Genomic DNA, 11,436 nt, shown 5'->3' on the forward strand with positions numbered 1-11,436 from the left:
CAATCGCCAACTGGTTGAAGCGATGATCAAAGTGAAGGCGCTAAATAAGATCAACACCCTTGGTCTGCCTAAATATCAGTAAGTTAAGTGAATTTGTTAGAGAGCTGCATTTGATCAACAAGGCCATGTCCAATGTGCAGTATCTGAGCAGCGATAGTTAATTAGTAAATCAATATTCTTGAAATCTAACTCTAGATCTCGCGCAATTATAGGCTCGTGATGTGCAATTCTATTTCTTAATCCCCTGACATTCTCAAGAAGAACCCTCAATTTATTTCGCATTTCCGGCACTGATAAAGTTACTTCATGATTAGGAAATACTGTACGCAAGAATGGAGTCCATAAACGATCATCAAACCTTCTCGTTAGCAGTTTCTCCCAAAATACAAACTTTAATTCGGGAATAACTTTTCCTGTTGTGTTCTGTCCATTTCTGGCATTTATTAGATCACGTCTTGGGCTATAGCCTCTATCAGGGTTTGGTAAACTACGCTCAAATGTAGTATTCCAAGGCCAATTTAACCCATATTTTCTCTCCAAGGCTTCAGATACAGCGTTTCTAAAAACCACCTCACAAAGGTGAAGTGGCGCAAAAAACGCCGCAGACACTTGTGCATTCCATGCATAGAGCTTTAATGCTTGCTCTGTACTCAACGCTGTACCATTAAAAACAATTTGTTCATATGTACTCAACCTTGAGTCAGATAATGACCTTTTGATATTACTTGACGGCATCGTCAACTCCTTTTACAATTCACTTACTAGCTATGGGATATGCTGGCTTTATGCCTCCCCCTGTAGACATACGAAGAAAACAAAAAAACCTGCTTTATGCGGGTTTTTTTGTATCTTAAAAACCTATATGGGCTAGCTTGGTCGTAGCAATTACCCTTTCAAATTCTTTACCTATCACTTACTCTTTTAAACCGAGGGCTGGCACTGTCTTATACAAATCATTCAATGCATCAGTTAATTGTTGTGGATCAGGTATAATGTACGTATCGGTCATATCATCGCTAACATTTCCTATAGCCATTTAAAATTTGTACATTTTAAACAGCCGTAGTAAAAGTTATATCCGTCTATGTATACGCGAGTTGTTGTTTGAAGTGACTTATAAATTTATAGTGGAAAGTGTACCAAACTCATAACAACCATATAAAACAATAATATATAATAGTGAAAGATTAGTAGTCGAAAAGGAGTGACCAAAAGGGTGGCCGTTCAAGTAAATTGGACATTTGGGCTTGTGGTGTCTGAAAGCTGAGAAAGTGTTCAGAATTCAGCGTTACTTAACCTTTCAAGCTTGCTTGTTCTAACTCCTATTTTGCGCCCTTTAAATTACTATTCTATAGGTTTTGGTTAGCAATTTTGCCAATAAAGCCAGAGACTAAAGCCAATGATTTTTTATTTTGGCTGGCATGCCTATACATACAAGCAGAACGCCCAAAGCCTAATGAAGGTTCTTTTTCCTCGTGAGAAAAGAATGCACTTGAACTAAATTCAAATAAAATGCCAGCCACATTACGACCTGCATTTTTGGTTGATACATGTTCCTGCTCTTTAGCGAAATTCGTAATTGCTCTTTGAATTTCCATATCATAGTAATGAACATTACTAGCTACCGCTACTCTACCTTCCGGCAAAAGTACATCAGTCACGTCCAATGCTATCAAGCCATACTTATTTTTTCGATTCGCACCAATGCGTGTGTCAATCTGACTTGATGCTTTTTTAATGCGAGCGGCTAATTTCTTTATGGACTTGATACGCTTACATTCTACGTACAATGTATCTTTACCTATATTAACAACAACGTCACAGTCATCTGTTAGATCAACTTCATATCCTCCTTTGAGAAACCTAGAGGCGATATTGAGTTCAAAAGCGAAATCTCGTGCAGGGTCATCATTTTCCCCCTTTGCATTCTTTTTGATTGCTTCAGCTCGCAAGCTCTTGCCTGACATAACATGCTTAATACGACTTTTTAAGCCCTCTTGCTTACCATCTTTAAAAGTGTTCCATAAACGGATAATCTGACATGCCTCGGTCGCAGCTTGCATAAAATGATAAAAATCATCAATTAAGTCCTGTTCCGTTGGTACTTTAGCTCCAGGGCTAACAAAAGTTTTTAGCAAACGTTCATAGTCTCCCATTCGAGTACTTTTATACGGGAAACCCAGCTCATCGGATAGCCATTGGCACGCTTCTGAGAATTCTTTTCGACGATCCTTAAACTCTCCTTCATACATTGCCGTTTTACTTATTTCCAACATTGAAATGCTCATATATCTCCGAAATCTAGCAATTATTAAAGCCTTAATAAACGGCGAAGAATTGTAGACTACAATAAACAACGAAGGAGCATAAGCCAACAGTGTTTGCATCCACAGTTTTATAAATGCTAAATGCACTTAGGTCGATAGGTGACCAGCAGCGTAGCCGACCCCAGTAGCCCAAGTTGTTTCGAACATTGAACTGAAAAGAATACGAGCACGAGCTTTTAATGTTTTTGCCATAGACACCTCCTTAAATTTGCCTGCCGTGGTTGATAGGACCATTTGGATACTTGCATATCGAATAAGCACAAAAATAAGGGCTACGGAGCCAACAAACGCCCAAGGAATCGAACCTTGGCCTACCTCCCCCATCAGCCTAAGTACACTCTTTTAAGAGCTATTTAAAAACACATATCTAAATTAATTAAGACTTTACTTTATTTTCCATATTCTGCAACCTATTCACTATCCATCTATAACTGCATGGTTTTAGCTCAACTAAATCAGACTCACGTCTTTCCGCATTAAGCGTATCAAGCCGTTCTAGAAACTGGTCATATACCTTTTGATACCTCACTACCGTATGAGTGCGAAAGTATTCATTGATCACGTCATCAATTAGGTCATGGATTTCTTGGGGTAATTGCTTGGTGTGATTACCTTTGGCTTTATGCCTTGGCGTCAGTGCGTTTTTATCCCAGCCGCTTTCCACAAAGGTTTTGTTCCAATGGGCTAGCGTGCGCCATGACGGTGGGCTGCTGTCGTTTATCTCCGTCGCCTTTTGCGTAATAAACGGGGTTAACCATTTCTCGGTATAGGCTGGAACACTTTGTTCAATTGCGCCTTGCACATACTTATAACGGCGCTGCATTTCTTTTTTGGATGTAACATCTTCCGCCGCCTCAGCTTTAGGCTTTTTGACGTTACTGAGTGGTTTAAAGGTTAACTTGGTTGGTAGCTCACACCGTGCGATGGCTCTGAGCTGGCCGTTTGACACCAGTTGCTCAAGCCTTGGCTTCGCAAAATTAAACCGCCCACCGCTTTCAATATCCGTCAACACTACATCTGTACCCACAATGCTTTCAACCGCAAAGTAAGAGCATGAAAGCTCCGATAGGCGTTTTACTAAAATCAGGTCGGGGTTTTGCAAATCCATTGTGGTGGCATTTCCTAAAACGACGGCAAAGCATAAGTTCAAATAACGTATACCCTAGTTAAACATCACCAATACCGATTAAAAGTGTTCATTTAGGGTGGTTTAAGGCGTTAGTACGCACTATGTTTATTTAGTTTAGATGCTAAATGAACAATTGCCATGAGTAAGATTGGATATGCGCGAGTTTCAACCACAGATCAGTCTTTAGATTTACAAGTAGACAAACTTGAGGAAGCGGGCTGTGACAAGGTGTTTACCGATATGGCATCAGCGTCGAATACCAAACGCGATGGGTTTCAAGCCCTACTTAGCTACCTTCGTGCTGGTGACACCTTAATTGTGACTCGAGTCGACCGTATCGCTCGTTCCGTACTTGACTTACAAACCTTAGTGAACCACCTAAAATCCAACGATATTCAGCTACAAGCGCTAGAGCAGCCCATCTCAACCGACTCTGCCTCAGGCAAAGCTTTTCTAGATATGCTCGCCGTGTTCGCAGAGTTTGAACTCAATATCAGAAAAGAGCGACAGCTCGAGGGCATTGCAGCCGCTAAAAAAGCGGGTAAATACAAAGGCCGTAAGCCAATATCCGACAACACCAAACAAAGCATTTTATCGCTACGCGCAAAAGCTACACCAGTCAGCCAAATAGCAAGCACGGTGAACGTTTCAAGAAACACGGTTTATAAAGTTATCAATCAAGATATTAACAAATGAATTAACTAGGTATAACATATTGAGCTTTGCTATCTGCTTGTGAAAAGGAATAACAGTGGAAGTATTGATACCATTTGCTAAAGATAAAAATGGCTCTCTCGCATTTGTCGATGAAGTAGAAAACGGTTTAGAGTGCAATTGTTTTTGCATCAGCTGCGATATGCCTCTTTCCGCGCACAAGTATAAAACGAACATAAGACGCGATCACTTCAAACATGCACCGAAGGTAAACTCCAAAGATAAGCCATGTGAGATAAGTTATAAACGCGCTATTTTTTGGTTGTGCCGTAATATACTTGCTACCAATTCTAGCATTCATCTTCCTCGATATGTCGGTTATCCAAACAGTGATAAATCCGATGAGGGAGTGTTGATCACTGAAGAAAAGGTATACGACTATCAATCTAAAGTAACATTGAATCCAGCCATTGAAAGCGCGCAAAACGAAATTGCTATCCTACACACCAATGACCTCGACATCACCCTTGTTTTAACGCTAGAGAGCTCTTCTTACCAATTTAGCTCTACATACAACCAAAAGTCCGCCATTGTAGTTGTCGACGTGAAGGATTTTAGAAAGTACGTTGAAGGCAAAGTAAATGGCTACAGAGAGCAAGTTGAATCTGAATTACTTGAGAAGCAAAGCATCAAGCATTGGCATTACCACCCACAGCAAACACAAAGGTTTACAGAGTTTTATCGTAGTAAAAATCAAAAAATACAACTCACTAAAAAGGAACAAGCACAACTTAAGTGGGAGGAACAACAGCAACTGGCAGAAGAGATCGAGCCGTTATATGACCCAGTTTATGGATTTCAGCAAAACCCCCGCTATAAAAGAAAACCGACACGTGCTTTTAGGGAAATTATTGACCTAAACCCCGCACCAAAACAATACGAAACAAGGTGGTTTAGATGCCCATCTTGTTTTCATGTTTGGAGCCGTTCAATTGAAGATGTGCCATACTCCAAAAAACTAACTGAATGCTCTCATTGCACTTCACCTGTCAAAATAGATTAACTTCTGGCAGTCTTAATTACCATACAAACTCAAGGCGTTATACCAAATGAACAAACAGATACCAGCTCCACTTATCGCTGTGTCAGCGGATGCTCTGTCAAACTTAGAAACTCACGCATCTATGGACTCTCTGTTCATGTACTCCAACGCTCCTGGGGAGCCACCTGAAGGTAGTAAATCGGTCAAAGCCCTTGAATGGTTAAGAAGAGTCAATAACCAATCCAATGAACCTTTAGATATCTTGGGTAAGCTTATAGAAAATTATATGGAAAACCCTGATTATCAGTCAGAATACACCGAAATAATGTTTCAAAAAGTTGAAAACAAAGCTTACCAGTATGTTCAAAATATTAGGAAATGTTTGTCTAGATATGGACTTGAATATCATCAAGGTGGTCTTATATTAGATGGGGCTAGCGCTCCGATAAAGTCTTTATCTACCATCATCAAAAACCGAGACTTACCAGCTATAAATGCAGAATTCGACAGGGCTCTAGAAAATTTAGTTCGTGACCCAAGAGAAGCAATATTGGCAGCTTGCAACATACTTGAAGCAGTCTGTAAGACTTTTATCGAAGATGCAGGCTTAGCTATGCCTGCTAAAAAAGACCTACAGGGAGTTTGGAAAGTCATAAAAGACGAGCTCGGCTTTGATATTAGGCAGATTCAAGACGAGGACCTAATTCGAATCCTGAGTGGGTTATTTTCAACAGTTAGTGGTATTGGAGCCTTGCGTACTCATGCAAGTGCCGCACACGCTGAGGGAAGAACTCGCTATAATATAAAACCCCGTCACGCTCGACTAGCAGTACATGCCGCACATACCGCAGCCGTGTTTATTATAGAAAGCTGGGACGAGAAAAAGGTAAACTCTTGACTATATTGCCAATGCTGGGGCTAGCTATGCAATCTTACTTGTTCCATTTTTATAAGTTTTAACTATCGTTGCAGCATAAAGGGAGCATCTTCCTCAACCCATTCACATACCCACGCTTATAGATCTCATTTCCATCAGCGTCTTTGACTTGACCTGTGGGCATGACTTCCCAGCCTTGTTTATTGAAAAGTTCATCAGAAATTGCCGCTTTAATAGCTTCAATTTCCAGCGGTACCAGTTGTTTGTTTTCGAGTGTGGTATTGGTTTTATCGCCTTTGGTTCTGTCTATAAACAAGTCTGAGTTGGCTTTTAATGTATTGAGCTGATCGCGGTATTTGTTACGTTCGGCAATCAAAGAGCCGACTACGGCTCTAATCACTGGGTCGTCGATGGCATCCAGAATATGTTGGTCGTTGCTGTTCAATAACTGTTTTTGGCGTACTGAGAGCGGCTTTTTACACGTTGTGCCTGCATAGGCAGCCCAAGCCTCAATTAATTGCTGAAAATGTTTTCCTGTGCGATTACGAATGGTTTGTGTTGATGGGCCGCCTTGCTCTTTAGACAGCCGCCCGATCGTTGCCATAGAAAAGTCGAGAGGCGTTATTTTACTTTGTTGCTCAAGCACAGCATTCAATACCGTTAAAGCATTGGCGGTTCTTGTGGTGGCGCTTGCGCATAGCTCTTGCAGTACAATGATTGGGTCAACTGGATTAGCCATTTTTCTTCACTCCTAAAGTGGCTGTTGCCATGTTTGCTAATGTTCTGATGCTAATGCCTGTATTACTTTCAATCGCTTGTACACCTTGCTCGAGTAGGCCTGCGTCTTTCAAGTAAGCTTCAGTATCAAGGTAAGTTGAAAGCATTGTCATGGCTTTGCTTTTGTCTGGCTCTTTAGTGGCATTTAGCATGGCATTGACCATCACATTGCCAAGCTTAAGCTGTGCTTCGTCGTCAAGCTGCATCAAGATTGGTTGGTAACCCATGCGCATCAGCATGGTGTTTAGCATGTTTGATCTGTGATTAATGGCCGTGGTTTTCTTTAAGTCATCTTTTAAGTCTACAAATACTTCTGCGTCATCGCAGATTTGGATCAGCTGCCTAAATTCAGATTTCGTGTCTAAAAAACTAAAAAATGGTGATATGTCTTGTGCCGAGCCAAGCGCAATCACTTTATCTTTGCGGTCGTGCTCTTCCCTATTTTGCTCAATACTTAGTACCTTACGGATCACCTGAAAACACGCAACTAAGTCTTTACAGTATTCATCGGCTTCAGATTTTTGTCGCTCAATACGCCTGTCTATGCTGTTTAGCTGGTCACGCTTGTTAAATGGTGTGCCATTAACCTCACAGAAATACTCTTCATCCAATAAGCTCGCTTGCTCGCCCTCGAGTTCCGCAGCAATTTTGGCCGCTTCTGTGGCGTGATAACTTAGGTTGTTAAAGTGAGCCACAAGCGATTGGATGTAGCGAATGCTGGTAATAAACCAGCGGCAGCGAATACAGTTTTCAATACCATGGGGCACTGGCGCGTGTAGATCGGCTTGGTTTCGATTCGCTTTTTTGAGTTTATCTCCGCCATTCCAACACCCAGCAATTGAGGCATGTTCAACCAAGGGCGAGGTGTTTCCTCCAGCTAAACAAATGCCTATCGACTTTTCTTGCCACCCAGCTGGGTTACGCACTCTCAATGCAGTTTGTAGCGATTCAATGTCTTTGAATGCAGCTTGTAAGCCGATTTCTTCAATGGATTTATTGGCTAGGAATGACTGTAAACTATCGTCTTCTTTGTCGATTATTTTGCCTTCGGCCTCGCGCATTTTCTTGGCCATCATCACAGGCGTGAGCTTGGTGTAGTGCAAAGTCATGATCAAACGACTGTGGCCAACCAACAGCTTTGACAATATCGGTGTGGGTATTTCCCCCTCAATGGCGTAGCAAGTGATCAACGAAACGCGTAATGCATGCAACGGGAATAGCGGCCTTCTGGCATTTTGAGGGTCAACAAAATGCACTTTGGCACCATCTCTTAAAGTATGCTCTTTTTTCGCCACATCGTGCTCGAGTTGGGCAAGCAAAGCCGCCCAAAGCGCGTTAACATAACCATCTGTAATTGGCATGCGCCGTTCGCGCTTACGATACGCAGCGGCATTGCGAAACAAAAAGCAAATATCACCAATTTCACTGCGCTGAATTTTGGTCTTGGTGCTGCCAAAGTGTTTGTAATCTAAGTCATAAATAGAAGTTGGCTTGTTGATTGGGTTGTACTTTTCTTGCCAGTTTCTGAGCTTTTCTAACCAATACAACACCTCTTCGTGTTGCCATGGGATCACGTATCCCCGAGTTATTTCATCTTTGTTTCTATCTGCGGTTTTATTGGTATTTATGTACATACCCGTCATCACATCACTAATATCTGGCGTAATAATGCGGTGGAATACCCCTTTTTGCCATGGGCGCTTATCGCTGCCTTCAGCAAAATGATGTTGCTCATTCATTCGCCACTCGCCATTGCTGTAACGCCATGTATCAGCCTCGCCCGAATCCAGCATTCGCACTTGAAAAGTTCGCAAAGGTAGCTGCAATTTAAGGTATAAAGCCATGGCACGAACAGGTGACCAAATTAAGTAAATACAGTCACCCTTTTCTAAGGTTCTAAGTGCACCATCTATTCTTATTTGCCGCTGTTTATCTAGCGTGTGTTTTTGCCAAACACAATCGGGGTCTGCTTTGTCTATCACCGACTCATCAACCAAAATCCAGTCTTTTAAAAAGCGAGCGTTGGTGAAGAAGATCTCACTGTAGTCGATGGCCCACTTCCATTGCTTAAAGTGACCCCGAGGCGCGGGGCATAATATGCTGCGCAGTTGCTTAATATAGGCGTAGGGTAAAGCGTTGTAGACAGTCTCCTGTCTTCTTACAGGGCTTTGTTCTTTATCAAAGGGGTTTTGAAATAGCGGCACAAGATCGCCATTATCATCTGGCTCTGAGTAGTAGGTATCAATTATCCAATCAATAAAGCGGCATACATCGTTGTTTTGCCTAACACGGTAGCCTTCGTTCAGCTCAAACGACATAAGAAATTTGTTGTAGTCTTGATCTGCCAGTGTAAATAGCTCAATGGGATCGGTAATAAATCGCGGTACCAGGTATTCATCTAAAAAGCGAGCGATTGCGGCGCGTGAATGATCAATGCCGTATTGCTTTTGTTCAAGCCAAGTTGAGGCCAGTTCCCGCCAAGTCTCCCAGCCAGAACCGTTTTTCTTGATAAACCAATTGAACTCATAATCCTGTGTTTTCATGGTTTATATCTCCTTAATTTAGGGTACTTACCGCTAAATAGCCCATCTGGGTCAATATCTTCAAACCCTGATTCCATCACGTTTTGCCAGCTCACGCTGACGTCTTCTTTAAACTCGGCATAGTGTTGGCCATCAAGGTTTTTTGACGCTCTTTCACATGCCAACGTCACATCTCTAATACTCGGTTGGGTATATACAGCTTGTGATAACAACGAAGCGTGGTGGAGTGCCTTTTTGATCAGCCTTGGATCAATGCCCGTACTCGACATACGTCTGCCATAAGCATGACGATGGGCATGTGGGGTTCGTCCTTCAGGTTTTGATACAACAAGGTTGATACGAGCCATGGCCGCTTTATAACTTTGGTTAAACGCATTTAGGGTAAGCGATTGACCTTCGTGTGTTTGTGAAAACGATACAAATGCGTAAGGGTGCATTCTTGGCAACGGTAATAGGTAAAGTAAGTATTGCTGCCACAACTTGACAAATAGCTCACCGTAAAAGGCTGGAAACCAGTGCAGTTGAATGTAGTTTTCGTCATCATCAACCACTTTGGTTTTCCAGCCAACTCGAGCGGTACCCGTCATGCGGTTACGAGGAATTAAGTTATAGTTCTCAGACAAATACGCTGCGCGTGTTTTTTGTCGTTTGCGGCCAGTCCAGTTATTTGGTGCTCTGCCATCTTCGGGGTGGTACAAACGTACTATCACACCACTTGGGTTTTCTGGGTCGTAAAACACATCATCCACCCAAAGGTGTAAAGCATCACTTTCTCGTACACCGGTGCCATGCATCAGCAACACAATAAGCTGATCACGCAGTGCCACGCGCTTATCTCTGGCTTTGCCTAAACCTTCAATAAAAAAGGGTTTAAAGAGCTTTTCTGGAAATGAAATGGCATCACCATCAACCTTTAGCACATCCTTTTTACCACGTACCTTGCGTACGGTTTTAAGCACACTGGGTAAAGGGTTACTTTTGATATGGCCTAAAAAGTTGTACTGATTGCGTTTGTACCATGCAGCATAGTTAAGGCGTTCTTGATGAGAGCTGGCTTGTTCAAATGGGTTTAAGCTGGTTGTATTTCTGTTATTGGCGAGCCAATCCGTTAAGCCATTTAGCGCAGATAAAAGTTGATTTACGTTTGCTGTAGAGCGAGGTAACCAATATAAACCCGATGGATCATTCCCCTCAGGACTAATGGTACCCAACGATAAACGCATTACAAATGATTGAAATAACTTACTGGCGTCTGAAAATAACCCTGTGTTGGCTTCCATGTACTCGAGCAAAAGCTGGCAAGCAAACGTAATGCGATTCATCCATGGCAAACTTTTAATGTGCGACTGACTTATAACGTAATCAAGTAAGGGATCGAATACACCATATTCGCTAAGCAACACAGGTACTTCAATCAATAAGCCTGAATTATCCGTTTTAACTTGCGCAAGAACTTTGACTAACACGGTAACTAAACCAATTAGTGCTGAAGAGTTTTAGTAGATTAGTATAAGAAATGCTATTGATCTAATGAACTGAGATCTAGTTTTTTACTTTAAAAAGATAGGAATTAGTATGTTTTAGTATACTTTTAGAAGCTATAAATAAAACTTATACTTCAAACAACACGAGTATTCACTTTGTACTTTTCTATTGTCCATAATTGAAAAAACCGGCCTGAAGAGGCCGGCAATTTCGCCCAAGTCCAGTGGTCGTAATGCCAAACGTGGAGCATGGGATAGCTATAAAATAGTAAACATACTACGTTCAAATGCAAGTAAATTTACAACTTAGTATCAAGCGGTAATTCAGTGAAGCTCATGTCTTTTAAGTGATAATCGTATAAGTATTTACCTTTGTCTTTAGGGTTTTTGTAATACTTTTCGTTGTATTCGCTCTTATTTTCTTTTTCCCATTCCTCAAAAAATACGTATCGCAGTTCGCTAATATCCACACCATCGTGAACTACTCGCGCCTAAAGGCATCGAGCTTCCAAGATAATAGCCTAAGCTACTAACCTTTCTTTTTTGACGCTTCGTTGGACACCGCTAGTCGAGCTTTTGACTCGGCTAGTCTTACGATTGCCT

The 11,436-nt window shown here is 41.7% G+C and carries 11 protein-coding genes; 3 read left to right on the forward strand and 8 right to left on the reverse strand.

The window, feature by feature from the left end:
* Window positions 1-114: 114 nt before the first annotated feature.
* The 4 genes from ABMY41_RS20450 to ABMY41_RS20465 all read right to left on the reverse strand — a co-directional run bounded on the left by ABMY41_RS20450 (window position 115) and on the right by ABMY41_RS20465 (window position 3,435).
* Window positions 115-735 carry a hypothetical protein gene (locus tag ABMY41_RS20450; protein WP_212748038.1) on the reverse strand — a complete coding sequence of 207 codons (621 nt, stop codon included), beginning with the start codon at window positions 733-735 and terminating at the stop codon, window positions 115-117.
* A gap of 178 nt (window positions 736-913) precedes the next feature.
* Window positions 914-1,036 (reverse strand): hypothetical protein, encoded by a 123-nt coding sequence (locus tag ABMY41_RS20455; protein WP_290442663.1) that lies wholly within the window; start codon window positions 1,034-1,036, stop codon window positions 914-916.
* A gap of 313 nt (window positions 1,037-1,349) precedes the next feature.
* Complete coding sequence (locus tag ABMY41_RS20460; protein WP_235374280.1) at window positions 1,350-2,288, reverse strand: hypothetical protein; 939 nt, start codon at window positions 2,286-2,288, stop codon at window positions 1,350-1,352.
* Window positions 2,289-2,703: 415 nt separating this feature from the next.
* Complete coding sequence (locus tag ABMY41_RS20465; RefSeq protein ID WP_235374281.1) at window positions 2,704-3,435, reverse strand: hypothetical protein; 732 nt, start codon at window positions 3,433-3,435, stop codon at window positions 2,704-2,706.
* Window positions 3,436-3,594: 159 nt separating this feature from the next.
* Here ABMY41_RS20465 and ABMY41_RS20470 point away from each other — a divergent pair, with 159 nt between their 5' ends.
* From ABMY41_RS20470 to ABMY41_RS20480, 3 genes are read left to right on the forward strand one after another with little or no spacing between them, the layout of a single operon-like run.
* Window positions 3,595-4,152: a recombinase family protein gene (locus ABMY41_RS20470; protein ID WP_235374282.1), complete on the forward strand. Its 558-nt coding sequence runs from the start codon at window positions 3,595-3,597 to the stop codon at window positions 4,150-4,152.
* Window positions 4,153-4,207: 55 nt separating this feature from the next.
* A complete protein-coding gene (locus ABMY41_RS20475; RefSeq protein ID WP_235374283.1) occupies window positions 4,208-5,173 on the forward strand; it encodes a hypothetical protein in 966 nt (321 codons plus the stop codon).
* 46 nt (window positions 5,174-5,219) lie between these two features.
* Complete coding sequence (locus tag ABMY41_RS20480; RefSeq protein ID WP_182731393.1) at window positions 5,220-6,050, forward strand: abortive infection family protein; 831 nt, start codon at window positions 5,220-5,222, stop codon at window positions 6,048-6,050.
* A gap of 58 nt (window positions 6,051-6,108) precedes the next feature.
* On the opposite strand, the gene gmtX is transcribed toward ABMY41_RS20480, so the two are convergent.
* From gmtX to ABMY41_RS20500, 4 genes are all read right to left on the reverse strand, one after another.
* Window positions 6,109-6,768 (reverse strand): gamma-mobile-trio protein GmtX, encoded by a 660-nt coding sequence (gene gmtX / locus ABMY41_RS20485; protein ID WP_235374284.1) that lies wholly within the window; start codon window positions 6,766-6,768, stop codon window positions 6,109-6,111.
* Window positions 6,761-9,349 (reverse strand): integrase family protein, encoded by a 2,589-nt coding sequence (locus ABMY41_RS20490; RefSeq protein ID WP_235374285.1) that lies wholly within the window; start codon window positions 9,347-9,349, stop codon window positions 6,761-6,763. The genes gmtX and ABMY41_RS20490 overlap by 8 nt, the downstream gene beginning before the upstream one ends.
* Complete coding sequence (gmtY, locus tag ABMY41_RS20495) at window positions 9,346-10,815, reverse strand: gamma-mobile-trio recombinase GmtY (RefSeq protein ID WP_235374286.1); 1,470 nt, start codon at window positions 10,813-10,815, stop codon at window positions 9,346-9,348. The genes ABMY41_RS20490 and gmtY overlap by 4 nt, the downstream gene beginning before the upstream one ends.
* A gap of 317 nt (window positions 10,816-11,132) precedes the next feature.
* On the reverse strand, window positions 11,133-11,303 hold the full coding sequence (locus ABMY41_RS20500; RefSeq protein WP_235374287.1) for a hypothetical protein: 171 nt from the start codon (window positions 11,301-11,303) through the stop codon (window positions 11,133-11,135).
* Window positions 11,304-11,436 lie beyond the last annotated feature (133 nt).

The organism is Pseudoalteromonas sp. BZA4 (assembly GCF_040104395.1).
Taxonomy (GTDB): domain Bacteria; phylum Pseudomonadota; class Gammaproteobacteria; order Enterobacterales; family Alteromonadaceae; genus Pseudoalteromonas.

Coding starts and splice junctions, on each gene's coding strand:
- ABMY41_RS20480 (WP_182731393.1), top strand. CDS start 5,220: ATGAACAAACAGATACCAGCTCCACTTATCGCTGTGTCAGCGGATGCT.
- ABMY41_RS20465 (WP_235374281.1), bottom strand. CDS start 3,435: ATGGATTTGCAAAACCCCGACCTGATTTTAGTAAAACGCCTATCGGAG.
- ABMY41_RS20455 (WP_290442663.1), bottom strand. CDS start 1,036: ATGGCTATAGGAAATGTTAGCGATGATATGACCGATACGTACATTATA.
- ABMY41_RS20450 (WP_212748038.1), bottom strand. CDS start 735: ATGCCGTCAAGTAATATCAAAAGGTCATTATCTGACTCAAGGTTGAGT.
- ABMY41_RS20470 (WP_235374282.1), top strand. CDS start 3,595: ATGAGTAAGATTGGATATGCGCGAGTTTCAACCACAGATCAGTCTTTA.
- gmtX (WP_235374284.1), bottom strand. CDS start 6,768: ATGGCTAATCCAGTTGACCCAATCATTGTACTGCAAGAGCTATGCGCA.
- ABMY41_RS20460 (WP_235374280.1), bottom strand. CDS start 2,288: ATGAGCATTTCAATGTTGGAAATAAGTAAAACGGCAATGTATGAAGGA.
- ABMY41_RS20490 (WP_235374285.1), bottom strand. CDS start 9,349: ATGAAAACACAGGATTATGAGTTCAATTGGTTTATCAAGAAAAACGGT.